Genomic DNA, 24,148 nt, shown 5'->3' with positions numbered 1-24,148 from the left:
GCCTTGCCGATGGATGACGATCAACTCCTGCGCTACAGCCGCCACATCCTGCTGCCCGAAATCGGCGTCGAGGGGCAGGAGGCGATTCTTTCCGCGAGAGTGCTGATCGTCGGCGCGGGCGGGCTCGGATCGCCGGCTGCGATGTATCTCGCCGCCGCCGGGGTCGGCACCGTCGTGCTGTGCGACAACGACACCGTCGACCTGACGAACCTGCAGCGGCAGATCCTGCACAGCGCAGACGCGGTGGGAAGCCTGAAGGTCCACTCGGGGCGCGACACGCTGCTGCGCCTCAATCCGCAGGCGCGCGTCGAGACGCTCGCGATACGGCTGCAAGGTTCGGCGCTCGACGAGCAAGTCGCGGGCGCAGACCTCGTTCTCGATTGCTCGGATAATTTCGCGACGCGGCACGCGATCAATCGGGCGTGCGTGCGTTTCCGCAAACCTCTCGTCTCCGGTGCGGCAATCCGCTTCGACGGGCAGATTTCGGTGTTCGACCTGCGCCGCAGCGACAGCCCCTGCTACCACTGCCTGTTTCCGGAAGGACAGGACGTCGAGGAGGTGCGCTGCGCGGTGATGGGGGTGTTCGCGCCGTTGACCGGGATCATCGGCGCGACCCAGGCAGCCGAGGCGCTGAAGTTGCTCGTCGGCTGCGGCAAGTCGCTCGACGGCCGGCTGCTGCTGCTCGACGGCCTCGCGATGGAGTGGCGGACCGTGCTCCTCGGGCGCGACCCGGCGTGCGAGGTGTGCGGCGGACGCGACGACTGACCGGCCGAGCCGCTCGGGTCAGGCTTTCGTCGGCCGCGCGAGCACGCGGAGGTCCTTGCCCACGCACCGTACGTCGCGCACGTCGAGACGCATCGCGGTTCCGAGTCCGGTGAGTTCGGGCAGGTGGAAGAGTCCCTGTGCGGTGTCGCCGACGATCATGGGCGCGATGTAAAGCAGCAGTTCGTCGACGCAGCCCGCGCGCAGCAGCGAGCCGTTGAGCTTCAGACCGGCTTCGCCGTGCACCTCGTTGATGCCGCGTCGGCCGAACTCCCGCATCAGGCCAAGCAGGTCGACCTTGCCTTGCGAATTCGGCAGGCGGACGACCTCGACGCCGAGGCCGGCGAGTTCGAGCGTCTTCCCCGGATTCTCCGCGGCGGTGACGACGAGACAGTTGCCTCCCTGCAGCAGCTTTGCCGACAAAGACACTTCGAGGCGGGCGTCGACGAGCACGCGCAGCGGCTGGCGCTCGCACGGCACTGCGCGAACCGTGAGCTGGGGGTCGTCTTCGCGTACCGTGCCGATGCCGGTCAGCACCGCGCAGGCACGGGCCCGCCAGCGGTGACCGTCGCGGCGCGCGGCGTCACCGGTAATCCACTGGCTGACACCGTTGTTCAGCGCCGTCTTGCCGTCGAGCGAAGTCGCGGCCTTCAGGCGCAGCCACGGCCGCCCGCGCGTCATCCGCGAGACGAAGCCGATATTCAGTTCCCGCGCTTCGTCCGCCATCAGGCCGGTGTCGACGGTGATGCCCGAGACGCGCAAGCGGGCGGCGCCAGCGCCGCCGACGAGCGGATTGGGATCTTCCATCGCCGCGACGACGCGCGCGACGCCGGCCGCGATCAGCGCGTCCGCGCAGGGCGGCGTTCGCCCATGATGCGCGCAGGGTTCGAGCGTCACGTACGCAGTGGCGCCGCGGGCGGCCTCTCCGGCGGCCCGCAGCGCGAGGACTTCGGCGTGGGGTTCGCCCGCGCGTCGATGCCAACCTTCGCCGACGATTCGGCCGTCCCTGACGATGACGCTGCCGACCCGCGGGTTCGGCGTCGTCGTCTCGAGGCCGAAGCGTGCGAGTTGCAGCGCGCGTGCCATCGATGCGTGGTCAGTTGCCGAAAAGGTCATTTTCGGGGGCTGGTTCGGGCGGCTCGTCGCCGCGATTGCGCTTCGGGCGCGCCTTGACTTCGCGAACAACCTCGGAGAATTCGTCGACGTCGGCGAAGTTGCGATAGACGGATGCGAAGCGTATGTACGCGACCTTGTCGAGATTCTTCAGCTCGCGCATCACGAGTTCGCCGACCTTCTCGCTCGGTACCTCCTGTTCACCGAGCGCGAGCAGCTTCGCCTCGATGCGGTCGACCGCGGCTTCGAGCGCTTCGAGCGTGACCGGCCGCTTGCGCAACGCGAGCTTCATGCTTCCGGCGAGCTTTTCGTGGTCGAACTCGCTGCGAAGACCGTTGCGCTTGACGATGACCGGCATCTTCAGGTCGATGCGCTCGTACGTCGTGAAGCGCTTGTCGCACTTCGCGCAGCGACGGCGGCGGCGAACGACTTCGCCGCCTTCATTCTCACGCGTGTCGGTGACCTGGGTGTTCGGGTCGCCGCAGAACGGGCATTTCATCGCAGCGACCGGACGGGGCAGGGCGGCGCGAGCGTAGCCGAACGCGCCATCGATACGGGAAGCGGGCCCGCGTTACTTCCCATATACCGGGTGGCGCGCGCACAGCTCGGCGACCTTGCTGCGGACCTGCTCGAGCACCGCCTCGTCCTGCGGCGCGTCGAGCACGTCGGCGATCAGGTGAGCGATCTGTTCGGCCTCGATTTCGGTGAAGCCGCGCGTCGTCATCGCCGGCGAGCCGATACGGATGCCGGAGGTCACGAAGGGCTTTTCCGGGTCCTTCGGGATCGAATTCTTGTTCACCGTGATATGCGCGGCGCCGAGGACTGCCTCGGCGGCCTTGCCCGTGATGTTCTTCGAGCGCAGGTCGACGAGAAACACGTGGCTTTCGGTGCGCCCCGACACGATGCGCAGGCCGCGCTCCTCGCCGAGCACCCGCGCCATCACGCGCGCGTTCGCGATCACCTGTTCCTGGTAGTCGCGGAACTGCGGCGACAGCGCTTCCTTGAACGCGACCGCCTTCGCCGCGATCACGTGCATCAGCGGACCGCCCTGCAGGCCCGGGAAAATCGCCGAGTTGATCGCCTTCTCGTGCTCGGCTTTCATCAGGATGATGCCGCCGCGCGGGCCGCGCAGCGTCTTGTGCGTCGTCGAGGTCACGACGTCGGCGTGCGGGACCGGGTTCGGGTAGTAGCCGGCCGCGATCAGGCCGGCGTAGTGGGCCATGTCCACCCAGAAGATCGCGCCGATTTCCTTCGCGATCTTCGCGAAGCGTTCGAAGTCGATGCGCAGCGAATAGGCCGACGCGCCGGCGATGATGATGCGTGGCTTGTGTTCGCGTGCGAGCCGCTCCATCTGCTCGTAGTCGATCTCTTCATTCTCGTCGAGGCCGTACGCGACGACGTTGAACCACTTGCCCGACATGTTCAGCGGCATGCCGTGCGTGAGGTGGCCGCCTTCGGCGAGGCTCATCCCCATGATCGTCTCGCCGGGTTTCGCGAACGCCATCAGCACCGCCTGGTTCGCCTGCGAGCCGGAATTGGGCTGGACGTTCGCGGCTTCCGCGCCGAACAGCTTTTTGAGCCGGTCGATCGCGATCTGCTCGGCGACGTCGACATGTTCGCAGCCGCCGTAGTAGCGCTTGCCCGGGTAGCCTTCGGCGTACTTGTTCGTCAGTTGCGAGCCCTGCGCTTCCATCACGGCGTGGGAAACGTAGTTTTCCGAAGCGATGAGTTCGATGTGGTCTTCCTGGCGACGGTTTTCGGCCTGGATGGCGGCCCACAGTTCGGGATCGATCTTGGCGAGGGTGTCTTGCGCAGAGAACATGGGACGGACTCGAAGCGATTGGTTTTAAAAGCGGATATTAGCAGGGCTGCCGACCGGCAGGCTAGCGGAGGGCGCGCGTGCGGCGCGATCGGAAGGCCGATCGGCCGCCGGGGGAATGGAGTTCGCGCTCAGGGCGAACGCGGCGCGAGCTCAGCCGTTCGGCAGTTCGTCGCGTGCGCTTTGCAGATGGGCTTCGTCCGCCCACGCGACGAGGCGCCAAGCGGCGCCGTCGAACTCGATCCAATTGAGTGCCGCGTTGGGAATCGTGAAATCGCGCTTTGCTTCGAGTGACCGTCCGCTCGTCAGGCGATGCGCGATGTCGAGGACGCCGCCGTGCGTGACGACCAAGACTTGCTGGCCCGGGTGGGCCGACGCGATGCGGGACAGCACGCGTCGAATGCGTGCGGCGAAGGCGGTCAGACTCTCTCCGCCGCCCGTGAAGGCGAAATCCGCGTTCCGGGCGTGGAAGCGGTCGTACTCGGTGGGGAAACGCTCCCGGGCCTCGTCATAGGTGAGGCCCTGGAAATCCCCGTAGTGCCGCTCGCGCAGCTCCGGCTCAATGGTCAGGTCCAGCGCGAGCGCGCGGGCGGCGGCGATCGCCGTCTCCCGCGCGCGGCACAGGTCGCTGGAATACGCCGCGGCGAACGTCTGCGCGGCAAGACTGCAGGCCGCAGCCTCGGCCTGAAGGCGTCCCGCCTCGTTCAGCGGAACGTCCAGGTGACCCTGCAGGCGCCGTTCGGCGTTCCATGCGGTTTCGCCGTGCCGGACGAGGCAGAGCCGGGCGCTCTGCGTCATTGCCATGCGCCGCCGCTCTCCTCGCCCCAGCCTCCCGCTCCGCCCGGCGGCGCCTGGATCTGGATCTTGTCGAGATCGACCTCGGTCTTCTTGTCGAGGCCCCCGGATACGAGCCCCGGGAACGCGATCACGAGGCCGACCATCACCAGCTGGATCAGCACGAACGCGACCGACCCGCGGTAGATGTCGCCCGTCTTCATCCCTTCGATGTGCTTTTTCGTGACGCGGTCGATGTAGGCTGAGTTGGGCGCGACGCTGCGCAGGTAGAACAGCGCGAAGCCGAACGGCGGCGTCAGGAACGACGTCTGCAGGTTTATCGCGATGATGACGCCGAACCAGATCAGGTCGATCCCCATGTTCTCCGCGACCGGCCCGAGCAGCGGCAGCAGGATGAACGCGATTTCGAAGAAGTCGATGAAGCAGCCGAGGAAGAAGATCACGACGTTCACGAACAGCAGGAAGCCGAGCTGCCCGCCGGGGAGACGGTCGAACAGGTGCTCGACCCAGACCTGGCCGTCGATCGCGGTGAAGACGAAGCTGAAGATCGTCGAGCCGACGAGGATGAACATCACGAAGATCGACAGCCGAGCGGTCGATTCGAGCGCCTGCACCAGCGTCTTGAAGTCGAGGCGGCGACGCGCGACGGCCATGATCATCGCCCCGACCGCGCCCATCGCACCGCCTTCGGTCGGCGTCGCGACACCGAGGAAGATCGTGCCGAGCACGAGGAAGATCAGGATCAGCGGCGGAATCAGCACGAAGGTCACGCGTTCGGCGATGCGCGACAGCAGGCCGAGCCTGAGTCCGCGGTTGATCAACGCGAGGACGAGCGCGAAGATCGTGCCGAACGTCAAGGCGACGACGATCGTTTCGTCGAGCGCCGGGGGCAGGACTTCCCGACCTTCGAGCCAGGTGAGCACCGCGCCGTAGTTCTGCCCGAGCGCGACCGATGCCGCGATCACGAGGATCGCCAGGACGCCGAGCGAGCGCAGGCCCGCACCGCCGTCCGGCTCGCGGTAGGCGAGCGCTTCGGGCGGCAGCGCCGGCACCATCTTCGGCCGGAAGATCGCCAGGCCGATAACGAACAGCGCATACAGGCCGACGAGCGAGAGCGCCGGGATCATCGCGCCCTTGTACATGTCGCCGACGCTACGGCCGAGTTGGTCGGCCATGACGATCAGCACCAGCGATGGCGGAATCGCCTGCGCGAGCGTGCCCGAGGCGGTGATGACGCCGGCCGCGATCGGGCGACTGTAGCCGTAGCGCAGCATGATCGGCAGCGAGATCAGGCCCATCGAGATCACCGACGCCGCGACGACGCCGGTCGTCGCGGCCAGTAGCGCGCCGACGAAGATCACCGCGAGCGCGAGGCCTCCGCGGACCGGACCGAACACCTGCCCGACGGTTTCGAGCAGGTCCTCGGCCATGCCGCTTCGTTCGAGGACGAGCCCCATCAACGTGAAGAACGGGATCGCGAGCAGCGTGTCGTTCTGCATGATGCCGAACACCCGCAGCGGCAGCGCCTGGAACAGCGCCGAAGGGATCAGGCCGAGCTCGAGGCCGATGAAGCCGAAGAAGAGCCCGCAGGCGGACAGCGAAAAGGCGACCGGGAAGCCCGACAGCAGGAAGAAGATGATCACCCCGAACATGATCGGGGCGAGATTGGCGGAGACGAATTCAATCATTTCTGGGGCTCGCCGGCGGCGTTGTTCGGGGAGGCGTCGCCCATCGCGGCGTGGACGTGCTCTTCGGCGTCATCGTGCGTTTCGGTGGTGAGGCAGTCCGGGCCGCGCCCGGTGAGGAAGGCGATGCGCTTGATCAGTTCGGACACCGCCTGCAGCGCGAGCAGCGCGAAGCCGGCCGGAACGAGCGCATAGACCGGCCAGCGGATCAGGCCGCCGGCGTTCGACGACACTTCGCCGGAGACATACGCTGCCTCGACGACCGGCCACGAGAAGCTGATCATGAAGTAGCAAAGCGGCAGCAGGAAGACGATGATGCCGACGACGTCGACATAATTGCGCGAGCGCTGGCTCAGCTTGTTGGCGACGACGTCAATGCGCACGTGGGCGTTCTGCAGGAACGCATAGCCCGCGCCGAGCATGAACACCGCCGCGAAGAGATACCACTGGATCTCGAGGAAGGCGTTCGAGCCGATGTTGAACGCCTTGCGTGCGACGGCGTTGACCGCGCTGATGACCGTCGTCGCGAGGATGAACCAGATGACGACCTTGCCGATCAATCGGCTCAGTGCGTCGATGGATTGTGAAAGCTTGAGCAGGATTCCCATCGGGTGTTTGCCTGGAACGTGGGGGTGGAGCTTATGCGCGGCCGGAAGACCGAGCGCGCCCGGGAGCCGATGCTACAACTCCGCTCCCGGGCGCGGAAGCGGAAACGGCCCACTGGGGCGGGCCGTTCGAAGTCCGGATCAGAGCTTCTGCAAGGACATGTACTGGTCGTAGCTGCCTTCGGCGATGCCCTGCCACTGGTAGGCGTCGGCCAGGAAGCGCGAGTAGTCGGCGTAGATCTTCTTCCAGTTCGGATTCTTGTCGTTCAGCTCGGCATAGACTTCGCGCGACGCCTTGAAGGCGGCGTCCATGACGTCCTTCGGCAGACGCTGGAGCTTCGCGCCTTCGGCGATCAGCTGCTTGAGCGAAGTCGGGTTGTGGGCGTCGTAGCGCGCGAGGACTTCGATGTGCGCGTCCGCTGCAGCCTGCCGCACGATGGACTTGTACTCGTTCGACAGCGCGTTGTACGCCTTGCTATTGATCAGCAGCGAGAACTGTGTGCTGCCTTCCCACCAGGCCGGGTAATAGTAGTTTTTCGCGACCTTGTGCAGCCCGAGGCGCAAGTCGTCGTACGGCCCGATCCATTCGGCGGCGTCGACCGTGCCCTTTTCGAGCGCCTGGTAGATCTCGCCCGCCGGGATGTTCTGCGGCACCGCGCCGAGCTTCGAGATTACGCGGCCGGCGAAGCCCCCGATGCGGATCTTCATGCCGTTCACGTCGGCAACCGACTTGATTTCCTTGCGATACCAGCCGCCCATCTGGGCGCCCGAGTTCCCCATCACGAAGTTCACGATGTTGTACTGCGCATAGAATTCGCGCAGCAGCTTGAGGCCGTTGCCTTTGTGCATCCACGCGGCCATCTGCCGCGCGTTCATGCCGAACGGAATCGCGCAGTCGAGCGCGAAAGACTCGTCCTTGCCGAAGAAATAGTACGGCGCGGTGTGCGCGCATTCGATGGTGTTCTGCTGCAGCGCGTCGACGACGCCGAAGGCGGGAACGAGCTCGCCGGCGGCGTGGACGCTGACCGTGAATTTGCCGCCGGTCGCCTCGGTGACGTTCTTCGCGAACGCTTCGGCACCGCCGAAGAGCGTGTCGAGCGATTTCGGAAAGCTTGATGCAAGCCGCCAGCGGAGATTCTGCTGCGCGTTGACGACGGCCGGCGCCGAGCCGGCGGCAATGATTCCCGCAATGCCCGCATTTCTCAGGAAGGAACGACGCTCCACGTTTTCTCCTCTTTTCTTGCTCGTTGGAATGGCGCAGAGAGTACAGGCGTGTAAGTAGGCCGAAAAACCGCGGAAAACCCTAACGACGTCGGATGACGCCGTGTGACCTCTTACGCATCGGCTGCCCATCCGGCGTCGGCGACAGCGGCAAGGGGGTGGAGACACGGCGGCGCGCGCGAGCGAGCGACCGCGCCGCAGCGCGCGGGGCGAGGCGTCGAGGGCGGTAGCCGCCATTGGCTCGAGGGAAGCGGCTAACCGGGAGGGAGCGTGAATTCCGGCGGCCGGGGAGCCGCCGGGTATGCCCGGTTTTCGACGGGCACGGGCGACGGCGCTGTCAGAGTTTCTGCGCCGCCATGTACTGGTCGTAGCTGGATTCGGCGAGCGCCGTCCACTGGTACTGCTCCTGCAGGAAGCGCGAGTAATCCGAGTAGATCTTCTTCCAGTTCGGGTTCTTGTCGTTCAGCTCGGCGTACACCTCGCGCGACGCCTTGAATGCCGCGTCCATCACGTCCTTCGGCAGGCGTCGGAGTTTCGCGCCTTCGGAAATCAGCTTCTTCAGCGCCGCCGGGTTGTGCGCGTCATAGCGAGCCTGCGTGACGACGTGCGAGTCGGATGCGGCCTGCCGCACGATGGCCTTGTACTCTTTCGACAGCCCGTCGAACGCTTTCGCATTGATGTACAGCGTGGTCTGCGCGCTGCCTTCCCACCAGGCGGGGTAGTAGTAATACGGCGCCACGCGGTGCAGGCCGAGCTTGAGGTCGTCATAGGGGCCGACGAATTCGGTCGCGTCGATCGTGCCCTTTTCGAGCGCGGAATAAATCTCGCCGGCCGGGATGTTCTGCGATACGACGCCGAGTTTCGCCAGCACGCGGCCGCCGAAGCCGCCGACGCGGAACTTGAGGCCGTTGAAATCGGCGACGGACTTGATTTCCTTGCGGAACCAGCCGCCCATCTGCGCGCCGGTGTTGCCCATCGGCAGGCTGACGATGTTGTATTGCGCGTAGAACTCGCGCATCAGCTTCTTGCCGTTGCCTTCGTACATCCACGCCGTGAGCTGGCGCGCATTCATGCCGAACGGGATCGCGCAGTCGAACGCGAACGCTTCGTCCTTGCCGAAGAAATAATACGGCGCGGTATTCGCGCACTCGATCGTGCCCTGCTGCAGCGCGTCGACGACGCCGAAGGCCGGCACCAGCTCGCCCGCTGCGTGCACGCTCACCGCGAACTTGCCCCCGGTCGATTCCGAGACGTTCTTCGCGAAGGTCTCGGCCGCGCCGATGAGGCTGTCGAGCGATTTCGGGAAGCTCGACGCGAGGCGCCAGCGGATGTTTTCCTGCGCACTGACGATGGCGGGCGCGGTGCCGCTGGCGAGCACGCCGGCCAAGCCAGCGCTCTTCAGGAATTTGCGACGTTCCAAGATGGCTCCTTATGTCCTTTTTACCGAAATGCGGGGCAAGTGTCGGCCCGATGCCCGATGGGTGCCGGCCGGAAGCGGCGAGCGGCACGGGCGCGAATCATAGCCCAGCTGCGGGGCGCGGGTAATCGGAATCCGGTAGGCGCTCAGCGTCCGGCGATCTTCATACGTTCGATGAGAACCGAGCCGCAATGCTTCGCGCCGCGAGGCAGCGCGTCGTTGCCGATCGCGACGATGCTGCGGAACATGTCGCGCAGGTTGCCGGCGATCGTGATTTCCTCGACCGCGTGCTTGATCTTGCCGTTTTCGACCCAGAAGCCCGCGGCGCCGCGCGAGTAATCGCCGGTCACGTAGTTGACCCCGTGGCCGAGGAGTTCGGTGACGATCAATCCGCGATCCATGTGCTTCATCAGCGCGACGAAATCCATGTCGCCGGCGCCGACGATCAGGTTGTGCGACCCGCCGGCGTTGCCGGTCGTCCGCAGGCCGAGCTTGCGTGCCGAGTAGGTGGACAGGAAGTAACCGTTCAGGACGCCGTCGGTGACCACTTCGCGGTCGCGGGTTGCGACGCCGTCGCTGTCGAAGGCGCTCGAGCCGAACCCTTTCCGGATCAGCGGCCGCTCGGAGATGTTCACGAGCGGCGCGAAAATCTGCTCGCCGAGACTGTCGAGCAGGAACGACGACTTGCGGTACAGCGATCCGCCGCTGACCGCATGGACGAAGTTGCCGACCAGCGCGACCGCGAGCGGCGCTTCGAACAGCACCGGCGCCTCGCAGGTCTTGATCTGGCGGGCGTCCAGACGCGCGAGCGCGCGCTCCGCCGCGCGGCGCCCGACGGTTTGCGCGTCCATCAGGTCGGCGTGGTCACGGCGCGAGTCGTACCAGTATTCGCGCTGCATGCCGTCGCCTTCGCCGGCGATGACCGAGCAGGACAGGCTGTGCCGCGAGCTCGCATAGCCGCTGATAAAGCCGGCACTGTTCGCCGAGATGAAGTGCGACTCCTGCGTCGAGACGCTCGCACCTTCGGAGTTCGTGATCTTCGGGCTCGCGGTGAACGCGGCTTCCTCGCACTCGCGCGCGGCGCTGATCGCGTCCTCGACGCTCGGCCGCCACGGGTGATGCAGGTCGAGATCGGGAAAGTCCGTCGCCATCAGTTCGGTGTCGGCAAGGCCCGCGCAGGGGTCGGGCGCCGTGAAGCGCGCGATCGAGACGGCGGCCTCGACGGTCGCCTCGAGCGCCTCCTTCGAGAAGTCCGACGTGCTCGCGTGCCCGCGCTGCTGGCCGAGATACACCGTGACGCCGATGCCTTTGTCGCGGTTGTATTCGATCGTGTCGACTTCGCCCTTGCGGACGGTCGCGGACTGGCCGAAGCCTTCCGAGACGTCGGTTTCGCAGTCCGAGGCGCCGCGCTTCTTCGCGAATTTCAGCACGTCGGCGGCGATTTCACGGAGGCGGTCGGGCGGGAACGAGAAGCCTTGAGCGGACATGGGCAGGGACCGATGAGCAAAGGGCTATAATCTTACCCCGTTCCCACCCACTGTACTTTTCATGATCCACGCCGACCACGACGACATGCTCCCGGGCGACGAGGAGGGCGCGCCGCTGCCGCCGAGCAAGAGCCAGCTCAAGCGGGAAATGCATGCGCTGCAGGATCTCGGTGAGCAACTCGTTGCGTTGTCGCTCGATCAGCTGAAGAAAGTGCCGATGCCCGACGCGCTCGCCGACGCGGTGCGTGAAGCGAAGCGGATGACGAAGCACGAGGCGCGCCGCCGCCAGATGCAGTACGTCGGCAAGCTAATGCGCAACATCGACCCGGCGCCGATCCAGGCGCAGCTCGATGTGTTCAACGGTGTGTCGAAAGCCGAAGTCGCGCGCCAACATCGCCTCGAGCGCCTGCGCGCCGACCTGCTCGAAGACGAGAAGACGCTGCAGACGATCGCCGAAACCTGGCCGGACGCGGATTTCCAGCAGCTGCGCACGCTGCGCCGCAACGCGCTGAAGGAGCGCGAGCAAAACAGGTCGCCGCGCGCCTTCCGCGAACTGTTCCGCGTATTGCGCGACCTCGATGTTGGAGAGGCGACGGAAACGGGCGACGGTCAGGACGAAGCGGAAGATTGAGCGCCGGACAGCTCTCGCTCGCCCGGTGCGCCGAATGATCAACAGGGAGTTTCGATGAGCGACGAAATCACGATTGGGCTGGTGTCGATCAGCGACCGCGCGTCCGAGGGCACCTACGAGGACCAGGGCATTCCCGCGTTGCGCGACTGGTTGGGCCGTGCGCTGACGTCGGCGTGGCGCGCCGAAACGCGGCTGATCCCCGACGACCGGGCGACGATCGAGCGCACGCTGATCGAGCTTGCCGACGAGGCGGGGTGCTCGCTGATCCTGACGACCGGCGGCACCGGCCCCGCACCGCGCGACGTCACCCCCGAAGCGACGCTCGCCGTCGGCGACAAGGAAATGCCCGGCTTCGGCGAGGAGATGCGGCGCATCAGCCTGAACTTCGTGCCGACTGCCATCCTGTCGCGTCAGCTCGCGGTAATCCGCGGCAAGAGCCTGATCGTCAATCTGCCGGGTCAGCCGAAGTCGATCCGCGAGACGCTCGAGGGCGTGCGCGCCGGCGACGGCTCGGTGACGCACGTCGGGATTTTTGCCGCGATTCCATACTGCGTGGACCTCATCGGCGGGCCGTACGTCGAGACGGACGAAACCGTCATCAAGGCGTTCCGGCCGAAACAGGCGATTCGTCCGAAGAAGGGCTGAGGGTGCCGCCGTCCGCGGCGGGCTACGGCGGGGAAGGGGCCACGGCAAAGCATGAACACGCGCGACCGCGCGTTCATTCCGGAACGCGGCGGGCGATGGCTGCGGCCGGCGCAGGCTCGGCCGATCTTCGGCTAGAATCGACCGCTTGCCAACGAATCCCTCCGAGTTTCGCCATGACCGCCTCGCTCAAGATCCATATCGACGACGTCCGCATCCGGGAAATCAAGGAGCTCATTCCCCCCGCGCACGTGCTGCGCGAGTTTCCGGCGACGCCGCGGGCGGCCGAAGTCGCTTACGAGGCGAGGCAGGGCATCCACCGCATCCTGTACGGGGCCGACGACCGCCTGCTGGTCGTCGTCGGGCCGTGCTCGATCCACGACGCCGACGCGGCGCTCGAGTACGCGCGCCAGCTGAAAGCCGAGTCCGACCGCCTGAAGGACGATCTCCTGATCGTCATGCGCGTGTATTTCGAGAAGCCGCGGACGACCGTCGGCTGGAAGGGGCTGATCAACGATCCTTACCTCGACAACAGCTTCCGCATCAACGAAGGCGTGCGGCTCGCACGCAAGCTGCTGTGGGAGATCAACGAGCTGGGTTTGCCCGCGGGCACCGAGTTCCTCGACATGATCACGCCGCAGTACATCGCGGACCTGATCTCGTGGGGCGCGATCGGCGCGCGCACGACCGAAAGCCAGGTGCATCGCGAGCTCGCCTCCGGCCTGTCGTGCCCGGTCGGCTTCAAGAACGGCACCGACGGCAACGTCAGGATCGCGGTCGATGCGATCAAGGCCGCGCAGTCGCCGCACCATTTCCTGTCGGTGACGAAGGCCGGCCATTCGGCGATCGTGTCCACACTCGGCAACGAGGACTGCCACGTGATCCTGCGTGGCGGCAAGAGCACGAACTATGATGCCGACAGCGTCGACGCGGCGTGCAAGGAACTCGCGGCGTCGGGCGTCACCGGCAAGGTGATGATCGATTTCTCGCACGCGAACAGCCGCAAGCAGCACCGCCTGCAGATCGACGTCGCGCGCGACGTCGGCGCGCAGATGGGGGCGGGCGAGGATCGCATCATCGGCGTGATGGTCGAGTCGCACCTGAAGGAAGGGCGCCAGGATCTCATTCCGGGCAAGGAACTCGAATACGGCAAGAGCATCACCGACGCGTGCATCGGCTGGGAAGACACGCTGACGGTGCTCGACATCCTCGCCGAGGCCGTGCGCCAGCGACGCGTGCGACGCGCGGATCTGGAGTGAAACCGGTGGCCGGGGACGATTCCGGCGTGACGCGGCGGCAGGCGGCGGAGAGCAATGGCGCACGCATCGTCGCGCTGGCGATTGCCGGTGCCTTCCTGCTGCTGATCCTCGCGTTCGTCGCGATGGCGTTCATCGACCACGACGAGGCGCGGCTCAATCCGGTCGGCCCGGTGGCTCGCGGTGCCGGTACCGAGCGCGGAGGCGTCGTCTTCTCGGGGGCCGCGGGCACCTGGGAAGTGCGGGGACAGGTCGCGATCGACGCGCAGAGACGCGCGCACGTCGCGTTCGACCTCGTCTCCCCGACCGGCCAGCCCGCCCCGGCGAGCCTCGTGCCGACGGTCGCGTTCGACCGGCCGGGTCGTGAGACGACGCCCCTGACCGCGACCGTGTCGCGCGAAGCGCCCGGCAGTTACGCCGCCGCGTCGCCGCTGCCGGCCGAGGGCCAGTGGCGGCTACGCATCGGGCTGCCGGAAATCGCGGCGGTTCTCCTCTTCGACGCGACGGAATGAGCGCGCGAGCAGGTCTCCGATCCGGCAGCGTGCGGAGCTGCGGAAGGTAAGACATGTCCTCCGGCACGTCAGCGTTGCGCGCTCCGCGTTCGGCGGATGCGGAGTCGCGAGCGACCGGGCCGGCTGCGGTGCGGAAGATCATCCATTGCGACTGCGACTGCTTTTACGCGTCGGTCGAGATGCGCGACGATCCGTCGCTCGTCGGCAGGCCGATCGCGGTCGGCGGCAGACCGGGCGAGCGCGGCGTCGTCGCGACCTGTAACTACGAGGCGCGCGGGTTCGGCGTGCGCTCGGCGATGTCGAGCGCTCATGCGCTGCGCCTGTGCCCGCAACTCCTGCTGCTGCCGCCCGATTTCACGCGCTATCGCGAAGCTTCGCGGCAGATCCTCGCGATCTACCGCGATTACACCGAGCTCGTCGAGCCGCTGTCGCTCGACGAAGCCTACCTGGATGTTTCCGCGGTCGACCGCTGTCGCGGCAGCGCGACGCTGATGGCGCGCGAAATCCGCGGGCGGATTCATGATGAAGTCGGTATCACCGCGTCGGCGGGGATCGCTCCGAACAAGTTCATCGCGAAGGTCGCGAGCGACTGGAACAAGCCGAACGGCCAGTTCGTCGTGCGGCCCGACGAGGTGGACGCGTTCGTCGCGGCGCTGCCGGTGAAGAAGATTTTCGGCGTCGGCAAGGTGACCGCCGAGCGGATGCAGCGTTTGGGCGTCGACACCTGTGCCGATCTGCGCCGGTGGGAGTTCGCCGACCTGACGCGCGAGTTCGGCCGTTTCGGCGCGAGCCTGCATCGGTTGTGCCGCGGCATCGACGAGCGACCGGTCGCGCCGGACCGCGAGCGCAAATCGCTGACGGTCGAAACGACGTACAACCGGGACTTGCCGGATCTCGCCGCCTGCCTTTCCGCGCTCCTCCCGCTGACCGAAGAGTTCGGGCAGCGGATGCGGCGGCTGCGTGACGGGGAAGTCGTGCACAAGGCGTTCGTGAAGGTGAGGTTTTCCGATTTCAGCCGGACGACCGCGGAGTGCGTCGACGCGACGCCGGGCGCGGAAACTTGGCGCCGGCTCCTCACCGAAGCGTACCGGCGACGCAGCCTGCCGGTGCGGCTCCTCGGGATCGGCGTGCGCTTCGCCGCCGGACAAGAGCCGGATCCTCAGTTGCCGCTGTTCGCGCAGGTCGGGACGGACGGGCAGGAACGCTGATGACCGAGGATTGGACCGGCCGGGCGGAAGCCGACCGGGCGCGTCGGCCTTCGCCGCGCTCACGCCGACCTACGGCTACGACGAATCTGCTGGTCGGATGACGCCGACCGCCCGGCCCGGGCGGGGTTATGCGTTCTTGCCCTTCTGCCACAGCACGTCGCCGCGGCCGGCAGCGCGGTTCAGCACGCGGCCGAGCACGAACAGCAGGTCGGAGAAGCGGTTCAGGTACTGCCGCGGGCCGTCGTTGACCGCCTCTTCCTGCGCCAGCGCGACGATCGCGCGTTCGGCACGGCGGCAGACGGTGCGGGCGAGGTGCGCGAGTGCGGCGGCGCGGCTGCCGCCGGGCAGGATGAAGTCCTTCAGGGGGTCGAGCGGCTCGTTCAGGCGGTCGAGCTCGGTTTCGAGCTTGCCGACATGCTTCTCGCTGATCATGCTCATTCCCGGGATGCAGACTTCGCCACCGAGGTCGAAGAGATCATGCTGGATGTCGGTCAGCAGCCCGCGCACGTCGTCGGGCAATTCCTCGCACAGCAGCAGTCCGACGACTGCGTTCAATTCGTCGACTTCGCCGAGGGTGTCGATGCGCAAGCTGTTCTTCGCCACCCGCTTGCCGTCGCCGAGGCCGGTGGTGCCGGCGTCGCCGGTACGGGTGTAGATCTTCGAGAGCCGGTGTCCCATTTCGTCGTCTTCCTCCCAGTTGAAGGGCCGGATTATAGGGGAAGCGTTGCGGTCTCCTTTCATCCGTTAGAATCGCCGCTTTACGTAACCGCTGCCGTCCCGGGCAGTCCACGCGAAGCCCACCCATGAAAAGCGCTGAAATCCGAGAGAAGTTCCTGAAGTTCTTCGAATCGAAAGGTCACCAGATCGTGACGTCGAGCTCGCTCGTGCCGCACGAGGACCCGACGCTGCTGTTCACGAACGCCGGGATGAACCAGTTCAAGGACGTCTTCCTCGGCTTCGACAAGCGGCCGTATTCGCGCGCGACGACGTCGCAGAAATGCGTGCGCGCCGGCGGCAAGCACAACGACCTCGAGAACGTCGGCTACACCGCGCGCCACCACACGTTCTTCGAGATGCTCGGCAACTTCAGCTTCGGCGACTACTTCAAGCGCGACGCGATCTCGTACGCGTGGGAACTGCTGACCGCCGAGTTCAAGCTGCCGAGGGACAAGCTGTGGGTGACCGTCTACGCCGAGGACGACGAGGCCTACGATATCTGGACGAAGGAAGTCGGTGTGCCGGCGGAGCGCGTGATCCGCATCGGCGACAACAAGGGTGCGCGCTACGCGTCGGACAACTTCTGGATGATGGGCGATACCGGCCCCTGCGGTCCCTGTACCGAGATCTTCTACGACCACGGCGCCGAGATCTGGGGCGGGCCGCCGGGATCGCCGGACGAGGATGGCGACCGCTACATCGAGATCTGGAACAACGTGTTCATGCAGTTCAACCGCGATGAGGCCGGCGTGATGCATCCGCTGCCGAAGCCGAGCGTCGACACCGGGATGGGCCTCGAGCGCATCTCCGCGGTGTTGCAGCACGTGCACAGCAATTACGAGATCGACCTGTTCCAGAACCTGATCCGCGCGGCGGCGCGCGAGACGGCCTGCGCCGACCTCGCGAGCCCGAGCCTGAAGGTCATCGCGGACCACATCCGCGCCTGCGCGTTCCTGATCGCCGACGGCGTGATTCCCGGCAACGAGGGACGCGGCTATGTGCTGCGGCGGATCATCCGGCGCGCGATCCGGCACGGCTACAAGCTGGGAGCCCGGGCGGCGTTCTTCCACCGCCTCGTCCCGGACCTCGTCGTCGAGATGGGCGACGCTTATCCCGAACTGAAGGCCGGCCAGTCGCGCGTCATGGACGTGCTGCGCCAGGAAGAGGAGCGCTTCTTCGCGACGATCGAGAATGGCATGGCGATCCTCGAGACCGAGCTTGCGGCGATGAAGGGCGCCGGGGCGAACGTGTTCAACGGCGACACCGCATTCAAACTGCACGACACCTACGGCTTCCCGCTCGACCTGACGGCCGACGTCTGCCGCGAACGCGAAGTCACCGTCGACGCGACGGCGTTCGACGCGGCGATGGCGCGCCAGAAGGAGCAGGCGCGCGCGGCGGGCAAGTTCCGCATGGCAGCGAACCTCGAATACGAAGGGCCGGAAACGGCGTTCCACGGCTACGAGCGGCTCGAGGAGCGCGGCCACGTGCTGGCGCTGTACCGCGACGGCGCGCCGGTCGACGCATTGCAGGAAGGCGAGATCGGCGTCGTCGTGCTCGATAACACGCCGTTCTACGCGGAGTCGGGCGGCCAGGTCGGCGACCGCGGCGAGCTGCGCGGCGCGGCCCTGTTCGAAGTCGAGGACACGCAGAAGATCCAGGCGGCGGTGTACGGTCACCACGGCGTCGTCAAGACGGGCCGGCTCGCGGTGGGGCAGGAAGTCGTCGCGCGTGTCGACGAGGCTGCGCGCGCGAGCACGCAGCGCAACCACTCGGTGACGCACCTGATGCACAAGGCGCTGCGCGAAGTGCTCGGCGGGCACGTGCAGCAGAAGGGCTCGCAAGTCGATCCGGACAAGACGCGTTTCGACTTCGCGCACACCGCGCCGTTGTCGCCCGCGGAAATCCGCGAGGTCGAGGAGATCGTCAACGCCGAGATCCTCGCGAACGTCGCGACCGAGGCGCGCGTGATGCCGATCGACGAGGCGCAGAAGTCGGGCGCGATGATGCTGTTCGGCGAGAAGTACGGCGACGAGGTGCGGGTGCTCGCGATCGGTTCGAGCAAGGAACTGTGCGGCGGCACGCACGTCGCGCGCACCGGCGACATCGGGCTGTTCAAGATCGTGTCGGAAGGCGGCGTCGCCGCCGGCGTGCGCCGCATCGAGGCGGTGACGGGTGCGAACGCGCTGCGCTACGCGCAGGAGCAGGAGCGCCGCGTGCAGGGCATTTCCGCGCTGCTGAAGGTGCAGCCGGACGAGGCCGCCGAGCGGGTCGCCGGCATCCTCGACAACGTGCGTGCGCTCGAGAAGGAGCTCGCACGGCTGAAATCGCGGGTCGCCGCGAGCCAGGGTGACGACCTCGCGGCGCAGGCGGTCGGAGTCAAGGAAGCGAAAGTGCTCGCGGCCGCGCTCGAAGGCGCCGACGTGCCGACGCTGCGCGAAACGCTCGACAAGCTCAAGGACAAGTTGAAGTCAGCGGTAATAGTGCTCGCGTCGGTCGCCGATGGCCGGGTTAGTCTGATCGCCGGCGTTACCGCCGACTTGACCGGCAAAGTGAAGGCCGGCGAGCTCGTGAACATGGTCGCGCAGCAGGTCGGTGGCAAGGGCGGCGGTCGTCCCGACATGGCGCAGGCGGGCGGCAACGATTCGGCGAACCTGCCGGCGGCTCTCGCTTCGGTGCGAGCCTGGGTCGAAGCGCGTCTCTGACCTTCGGCTGCTGCCGCGAAAAGCCGCCCGCGAGGCGGCTTTTTGTTCATGCTGCGTGGAAACACAACAGGGATTCATGAATTTCGAATTTCGAAGTGCCGTTCAGCAGCGACAGGACGAGTGGTCCAGCGTCTTCGATCGATTCGCGCACTCGTATCTGGTGTGGGCCTTGGTCGTCGTCATCGTCGGCTTCTGGCTCTTCAACCTGCGGACCGTCCTGGCCGACTACGAGGCGCGCGAGGAGCAGTTCCTGCGCGGCCATCAGCAGGCGGTCCTCGACAATAAGCGCGAGGAGATCGAGGCCGTTTTCCGCTCGATCTACCAGCACCTGCGCACGATCTCGCTGATTCCGGCGATCCGTTCCGTTCCCGGCGGAAACCGGCGCGACGCGCGCGAAAACGCGGTGCGCGAGGGGCGCCTGTCGCTCGACACGGACCAGACGGTCCGCCAGATCTTTGTCAATCTGTCGCGCAACGTCCAGCTGTCCGAGATCTACACCGTTCTCGACGGTTTTCGCCCGGACCAGGGCGAGGTGCCGCTGCTGATGTACGACTCGCATTCGGACGAGGACGAGGCCGCTGCTACCGGCGGAACGGGGCCGGACGAGCCGCCCGAGGACGAGTCGAGCGAGTACGCATATTACGTTCGCCAGCTCGATTGGTTCCGGCTGCGCTTTCCGCAGTGGACATTCACCGAGAACATCGACGGCATCCCGGCAATCATGTCGCCGCTGCTGCGTACCTGCGACAACGCGCAATACACCGTCACCGAAGGCGAAGTCCGGGACACGCACGGGCTGCTGTATTCGGTGCCGGTCTATCGCAACGATGACGGACGTTTCAAAGGTCTCGTCACCGCCATCCTGCGCGCGAACGTGATCGAGGCGATGCTCGTCGGCGTGCCGCTGATTCCCGTCACCGTGCAGGACCGCGCCACCGCCTCGCAGCAAGGCTGGAAAATGCCGGAAATGCCCTCCGGGCTCGCGGTGACGCACGACGGGTACGACATCGAGATATTCGACAGGCGCAACCACGCGTTTTCGGAGGGTGTCGCCGCAGCTCGCGCGGGCCTGCCTGGGCGATGGGCGGCGATGGACGTGCGCGTGCACACCGACGGGACGATGCGCCTGCATCACTACCTCGCGCCGGGGCAGATCGATGCGCTCGTCGCGCCGCTGCGTCACGAGCGCAACGGCGCCATCGGCGCCCGCCTCGCGCTGCTGGTCGTGCTGATGCTGATTTTCTTTCGCGCGATCCGCGACCAGCGGCGGCACCACGCCGAACTCGTGCGGCTCGCGCTCTACGATTCGCTGACTTCGCTGCCGAACCGGCGACTGTTCGTGCAGCGGCTCGACCAGTCGATCGGCCGGGCGCGGCGTCACGGCAAGCGGGTCGGACTGATGTCGCTCGATATCGACAATTTCGGCGGTATCAACGACACGCTCGGCCATCAGACCGGCGACGCGCTGCTCGCCGCGGTCGCCACGCGGCTGCGCGAGACCCTGCGGATATCCGACGAAGTCGGCCTGCGGGGACTGCGCGACAGCGGCCTGTCGCTCGCGCGCCTCGGCGGCGACGACTTCACGCTGATCCTCGAGGATCTCGACCATCCTGAAAGCGCAGTGCTCGTCGCTGAGCGGATCATGGTCGCTTTCCGCGAGCCGTTGATTCTCGGCGGCCACAAAGTCGAGCTGTCGTTGTCGGCCGGTCTCACCGTTTTCCCGGAAGATGCGAACGACAGCGCCGACTTGATGATTTGCGCCGACCACGCGTTGCGTCAGGCAAGCGCTGCCGGCGCCGGCCACTACCGAATTTTCAATGACGAGATGCGGCGCAAGGCCGAACGGCAGAACCAGTTGATCCGCGAGATTGCGATCGCGGTGCGTGCGCAGCAGTTCTCGCTCGCGTACCAGCCGAAGCTCGATCTGCGCAGCGGCGACGTGGTGTCGTTCGAGGCGCTGCTGCGCTGGCAGCACGCCGAACTCGGCTGCGTCTCGCCCGTCGAGTTCGTGCCGCTGCTCGAGCGCAGCGGCCAGATCGTCGAAGTCGGACGCTGGATTCTCGAAACCGCGTGCCGACAACTGCGCGCGTGGCAGGCCGGCGGTCGTCCCGGACTGCGGATGAACGTCAACGTGTCGGCGCGGCAACTGCTCCTTTCCGATGTCGTCGGCACCGTGCGGGAGGTGCTGGCGCAGACCGGCGTCGCGCCGCGGACACTGACGCTCGAGATCACCGAGTCGATGGTCATCGACAACCTGCAGGATGGTCACGGTGCCCTCGAGCGGCTGCGCGCGCTCGGGGTGCGCATCGCGATCGACGACTTCGGCACCGGCTACAGTTCGCTGACCTATCTGCAGCGGCTGCCGGTCGACTGCCTGAAGCTCGACAAGTCGATGATCGACACGGTGCTCGATCCGAAAGGCGGGCACGTCGTCCGCTCGACGATCGGCCTCGCGCACGGTCTCGGGCTGGAAGTCGTCGCCGAGGGCGTCGAGCACGAGGCGCAGCGGGATGCGCTCGCCGCGATGGATTGCGACGTCATGCAGGGCTACTTCCTGTCGCGCCCGCTGGCCGACCGCGACGCGACCACCTTCCTGGAGCGCCATCCGGTCGCCGAACCGTTAGACGGCGCGTGAAAGCGGCGGGAAAGGCGAAACGTTAGGAGCGGCAAAGCCGGAACCCCTCGCGGCCTGACGGTCGCGTCGGCGAGGGATGGGAACAGACCGGGACGTTCCGCGGGACCGTCCCGTTACGGCATTCGACGCGCGGTCAGAACGGCAGTTGAACGCCCGGCCAGATGCCTTCGATTGCGCGGCGGAAGTCCGCCTGGATACGGGCGAGGGCTTCGTCCGAGTCGGCTTCGAAGCGCAGCACAACGACCGGCGTCGTGTTCGACGGCCGTGCGAGGCCGAAGCCGTCCGGGTATTCGACGCGCACGCCGTCGAGCGTGATCACTTCGCTCGCGCCGTCGAAGCGCGCGGACTCTTTCAGCTTGCGCACCAGTTCGAACGGCTCGCCTTCGGCCATCTTGATGTTCAGTTCCGGCGTGCTGACGGCGTCCGGCAGCGCATCGAGCACCGCGCTCGGGTCGGCCGACCTGGACAGGATCTCGAGCAGGCGCGCCCCCGCGTAGAGGCCGTCGTCGAAGCCGAACCAGCGCTCCTTGAAGAAGACGTGGCCGCTCATCTCGCCGGCGAGCGGGGCGCCGGTTTCCTTCAATTTCGCTTTGACGAGCGCATGGCCGGTGTTCCACATCGTCGGCTTGCCGCCGTGGCTGCGGATCCAGCCGGCGAGGTTGCGCGTGCATTTGACGTCGTAGATGACCTCGCCGCCCGGGACGCGCGACAGCACGTCGGCCGCAAACAGCATCAGCTGGCGGTCCGGATAGATGATGCCGCCCGCCTTCGTGACGACGCCGAGCCGGTCGCCGTCGCCGTCGAACGCGAGGCCGAGTTCGGCGTCGGTGTCGCGGAGTGCGCGGACCACGTCCTGCAGGTTCTCGGGCTTCGACGGGTCCGGATGATGGTTCGGGAAGGTGCCGTCGACGTCGCAGAAGAGTTCGACGAGCTCGCAGCCGAGGCGACGGAAGAGCGCCGGAGCGACCGCGCCGGCGACGCCGTTGCCACAGTCGACGACGATCTTCATCGGACGCGCGAGCCGGACGTCGGAGGCGATGCGCTCGAGGTAGGCGTCGACGACGTTCTCCTCGCGCAGGCTGCCGCCGCCATGCACGAAGTCGTTATCGACGATGCGGCGGCGCAGATCCTGTATCAGTTCGCCGTACAGGGTCTGTCCGCCCAGCACCATCTTCAGCCCGTTGTAGTCGGGCGGATTGTGGCTGCCGGTGACGCTGACGCACGACTCGGTGCCGAGGTGGTACGCGGCGAAATAGGTGAGCGGCGTCGGCACGCAGCCGATGTCGATGACGTCGATTCCCGCGGCCCGGATGCCATCGGCCAGCGCGCCGGCGAGCTCCGGCCCCGACAGGCGCCCGTCGCGTCCGACCGCGATCGCGCGCTGCGATCGTGCGCGGGCTTCCGAGCCGAGCGCATGACCGATCGCGCGCACCGCGTCGGCGGTGAGCGTCTTGCCCACGATGCCGCGAATGTCGTAGGCCTTGAAGATCTCGGGCGCGGGCGGCGTGTAGCGGGTCGCGGTCATCTCGTGTCGTGTCCTCGGAGTAGAAAATTGCCGCGATTATCGCAGAGGCGTGTGGCGGCGGCATTCCAATGGCGAGCTTCGTTGCAAATTGCGCCGGACGCAGGACCGGTTCGGGGCGGGCGTTTCGGTCTTTGTCGGCGCGCGCGGGGTGGCGGCCGCCGGTCGCGACATGAGGAAGTGATGAAGCGGGAGAGCGGTTCGAGCGCGGCCGGCGGACGAGGTTCAGTGGACGATGCGCGGCGCGTCGGGGCGGGCGGCGTGCGGACTGTCGGGGGCTGCCGACGCGTGGTGCATGACGAGGCGCCAGCCGAGGGGGCCCCTGATATACACGTTCGTCGCGATCATCGGCGGCTGCAGCCGTTTTTCGCCTTCGACCGCGATGTGCTCGACGACGTTATGCACTTCGAGCTGCGGATTCGCCGTCACGACGCAGTGCGAAGTCCGGACACTGATCTTGACGTTGCCCGAGAAAAGCTGGCGCCACGATTCTCGCACTGCCGCGAGGCCGACGAGGCGCGGGTTGTCCGGGTGCACGCAGATGACTTCCTCGTCCTCGGACCAGACCGTCATCAGTGCGTCGAGGTCGGATTTCGTGATCGCGTCGTAGAAGGCCGCTTCGGCTTCGGCGGCCGAGGTGAAGATCGGTTTGTGGCTCACGATGAAGGCTCGGGACGGTTTGACTCGGTCGAGAGCTGCGGCAGTCGAAAAGGGAAGGGGGCGTCCCCGCCCCCCGGTCACCCAAGCAGCCGTCGCAGCGAAGGCTTCAATGATGACCTTTCGGGTGTTCGCCGGTGAAGACATATTTCGCGCTGCAGTACGGACATACCGCTTCGCCCTCCTTCAGGACATCGAGGAACACCCGCGGATGCTGCGCCCACAGGGGCGCGCCGGGACGCGGGCAATGCAGCGGCAGGTCGTGGGCGGTGACGGCGATCGGCTGGGTCTTGTCGCGAGTTTCGGCCATGAAGGAATCCTCAGACGTAAGCGAGCCAGCGCTCGTATTCCGGCGCGCGGCCATTGACGATGTCGAAGAAGCGGGACTGGATCTTCGTCGTGATCGGACCGCGGCGGCCTTCGCCGATCACGCGGTTGTCGAGTTCGCGGATCGGCGTGACTTCCGCGGCGGTGCCGGTGAAGAACGCTTCGTCGGCGATGTAGAGGTCGTCGCGCGTGAGCCGGCGCGACTCGACTTCGTAGCCGAATTCGCGGGCGATGTTGATCACCGAGTCGCGCGTGATGCCGGTCAGCGCGGAGGCGATTTCCGGTTCGTAGATCTTGCCGTCCTTGATCACGAAGAGGTTCTCGCCGGAGCCTTCGGCGACGAAGCCCTGCGTGTCGAGCAGCAGCGCCTCGTCGTAGCCGTCCTCGGTCGCCTCGAGGTTCGCGAGGATCGAGTTCGCGTAGCTGCCGGAC

Annotated in this window: 22 protein-coding genes; 8 read left to right on the top strand and 14 right to left on the bottom strand. The window is 66.7% G+C overall.

Annotated features, from left to right (window positions below):
• The first annotated feature begins 9 nt into the window (after positions 1-9).
• Positions 10-765 carry a HesA/MoeB/ThiF family protein gene (locus V6M37_RS00110; protein WP_332669798.1) on the top strand — a complete coding sequence of 252 codons (756 nt, stop codon included), beginning with the start codon at positions 10-12 and terminating at the stop codon, positions 763-765.
• Between the two features lie 18 nt (positions 766-783).
• Here the strand turns inward: V6M37_RS00110 and ribD are convergent, their stop codons facing one another.
• The 9 genes from ribD to pmbA all read right to left on the bottom strand — a co-directional run bounded on the left by ribD (position 784) and on the right by pmbA (position 10,904).
• Positions 784-1,878 (bottom strand): bifunctional diaminohydroxyphosphoribosylaminopyrimidine deaminase/5-amino-6-(5-phosphoribosylamino)uracil reductase RibD, encoded by a 1,095-nt coding sequence (gene ribD, locus V6M37_RS00105; RefSeq protein ID WP_332669796.1) that lies wholly within the window; start codon positions 1,876-1,878, stop codon positions 784-786.
• Entirely contained in the window at positions 1,859-2,374 is a 516-nt protein-coding gene (gene nrdR / locus V6M37_RS00100; protein ID WP_332669795.1) for a transcriptional regulator NrdR, read from the bottom strand. Before nrdR ends, ribD begins: the two co-directional genes overlap by 20 nt.
• Before the next feature lie 72 nt (positions 2,375-2,446).
• The gene (gene glyA / locus V6M37_RS00095) at positions 2,447-3,697 is read right to left on the bottom strand and encodes a serine hydroxymethyltransferase (protein WP_332669794.1); all 1,251 of its coding nucleotides are present in this window, start codon (positions 3,695-3,697) and stop codon (positions 2,447-2,449) included.
• Between the two features lie 150 nt (positions 3,698-3,847).
• Positions 3,848-4,498, bottom strand: coding sequence for a histidine phosphatase family protein (locus V6M37_RS00090; RefSeq protein ID WP_332669793.1), 651 nt, complete (start codon positions 4,496-4,498; stop codon positions 3,848-3,850).
• A complete protein-coding gene (locus tag V6M37_RS00085; protein WP_332669792.1) occupies positions 4,489-6,177 on the bottom strand; it encodes a TRAP transporter large permease in 1,689 nt (562 codons plus the stop codon). Before V6M37_RS00085 ends, V6M37_RS00090 begins: the two co-directional genes overlap by 10 nt.
• Positions 6,174-6,782, bottom strand: coding sequence for a TRAP transporter small permease subunit (locus V6M37_RS00080; protein ID WP_332669790.1), 609 nt, complete (start codon positions 6,780-6,782; stop codon positions 6,174-6,176). The genes V6M37_RS00085 and V6M37_RS00080 overlap by 4 nt, the downstream gene beginning before the upstream one ends.
• Positions 6,783-6,920: 138 nt before the next feature.
• Positions 6,921-8,003, bottom strand: a complete 1,083-nt coding sequence (locus V6M37_RS00075; RefSeq protein WP_332669788.1) for a TRAP transporter substrate-binding protein — start codon at positions 8,001-8,003, stop codon at positions 6,921-6,923.
• A gap of 334 nt (positions 8,004-8,337) precedes the next feature.
• On the bottom strand, positions 8,338-9,420 hold the full coding sequence (locus V6M37_RS00070; protein ID WP_332669786.1) for a TRAP transporter substrate-binding protein: 1,083 nt from the start codon (positions 9,418-9,420) through the stop codon (positions 8,338-8,340).
• A gap of 143 nt (positions 9,421-9,563) precedes the next feature.
• Positions 9,564-10,904, bottom strand: coding sequence for a metalloprotease PmbA (gene pmbA / locus V6M37_RS00065; RefSeq protein ID WP_332669784.1), 1,341 nt, complete (start codon positions 10,902-10,904; stop codon positions 9,564-9,566).
• Between the two features lie 61 nt (positions 10,905-10,965).
• Here pmbA and yjgA point away from each other — a divergent pair, with 61 nt between their 5' ends.
• The 5 genes from yjgA (at position 10,966) to dinB (ending at position 15,153) form a co-directional block, all read left to right on the top strand.
• Entirely contained in the window at positions 10,966-11,535 is a 570-nt protein-coding gene (yjgA, locus tag V6M37_RS00060) for a ribosome biogenesis factor YjgA (protein ID WP_332669782.1), read from the top strand.
• Between the two features lie 54 nt (positions 11,536-11,589).
• Positions 11,590-12,180 (top strand): molybdopterin adenylyltransferase, encoded by a 591-nt coding sequence (gene mog, locus V6M37_RS00055; RefSeq protein ID WP_332669779.1) that lies wholly within the window; start codon positions 11,590-11,592, stop codon positions 12,178-12,180.
• 173 nt (positions 12,181-12,353) lie between these two features.
• The gene (aroG, locus tag V6M37_RS00050) at positions 12,354-13,436 is read left to right on the top strand and encodes a 3-deoxy-7-phosphoheptulonate synthase AroG (protein WP_332669777.1); all 1,083 of its coding nucleotides are present in this window, start codon (positions 12,354-12,356) and stop codon (positions 13,434-13,436) included.
• A gap of 5 nt (positions 13,437-13,441) precedes the next feature.
• Positions 13,442-13,945, top strand: a complete 504-nt coding sequence (locus tag V6M37_RS00045) for a FixH family protein (protein WP_332669775.1) — start codon at positions 13,442-13,444, stop codon at positions 13,943-13,945.
• A 128-nt stretch (positions 13,946-14,073) separates the two neighbouring features.
• Positions 14,074-15,153: a DNA polymerase IV gene (gene dinB, locus V6M37_RS00040; protein WP_332669773.1), complete on the top strand. Its 1,080-nt coding sequence runs from the start codon at positions 14,074-14,076 to the stop codon at positions 15,151-15,153.
• Between the two features lie 126 nt (positions 15,154-15,279).
• Here the strand turns inward: dinB and V6M37_RS00035 are convergent, their stop codons facing one another.
• Positions 15,280-15,831: a cob(I)yrinic acid a,c-diamide adenosyltransferase gene (locus tag V6M37_RS00035; RefSeq protein ID WP_332669904.1), complete on the bottom strand. Its 552-nt coding sequence runs from the start codon at positions 15,829-15,831 to the stop codon at positions 15,280-15,282.
• 125 nt (positions 15,832-15,956) lie between these two features.
• Between V6M37_RS00035 and alaS the strand changes: the two genes are divergently transcribed.
• Positions 15,957-18,575, top strand: a complete 2,619-nt coding sequence (gene alaS, locus V6M37_RS00030; protein ID WP_332669771.1) for an alanine--tRNA ligase — start codon at positions 15,957-15,959, stop codon at positions 18,573-18,575.
• Between the two features lie 76 nt (positions 18,576-18,651).
• Positions 18,652-21,210 (top strand): putative bifunctional diguanylate cyclase/phosphodiesterase, encoded by a 2,559-nt coding sequence (locus V6M37_RS00025; RefSeq protein WP_332669769.1) that lies wholly within the window; start codon positions 18,652-18,654, stop codon positions 21,208-21,210.
• Between the two features lie 133 nt (positions 21,211-21,343).
• Here the strand turns inward: V6M37_RS00025 and V6M37_RS00020 are convergent, their stop codons facing one another.
• The 4 genes from V6M37_RS00020 to V6M37_RS00005 form a co-directional block, all read right to left on the bottom strand.
• Entirely contained in the window at positions 21,344-22,735 is a 1,392-nt protein-coding gene (locus tag V6M37_RS00020; RefSeq protein WP_332669767.1) for a phosphomannomutase/phosphoglucomutase, read from the bottom strand.
• Positions 22,736-22,957: 222 nt separating this feature from the next.
• Complete coding sequence (locus V6M37_RS00015; protein WP_332669765.1) at positions 22,958-23,392, bottom strand: YybH family protein; 435 nt, start codon at positions 23,390-23,392, stop codon at positions 22,958-22,960.
• A 106-nt stretch (positions 23,393-23,498) separates the two neighbouring features.
• Positions 23,499-23,699: a zinc-finger domain-containing protein gene (locus V6M37_RS00010; protein ID WP_332669763.1), complete on the bottom strand. Its 201-nt coding sequence runs from the start codon at positions 23,697-23,699 to the stop codon at positions 23,499-23,501.
• A gap of 10 nt (positions 23,700-23,709) precedes the next feature.
• Positions 23,710-24,148: aminotransferase class IV (locus V6M37_RS00005; protein ID WP_332669760.1), on the bottom strand; the 439-nt coding region annotated here is incomplete at its 5' end.

The organism is Aromatoleum sp. (assembly GCF_036675785.1).
Taxonomy (GTDB): Bacteria; Pseudomonadota; Gammaproteobacteria; order Burkholderiales; family Rhodocyclaceae; genus Aromatoleum.
The sequence above is the reverse complement of the archived record's forward strand: the minus strand, read 5'-3'. Positions and strand labels throughout refer to the sequence as shown.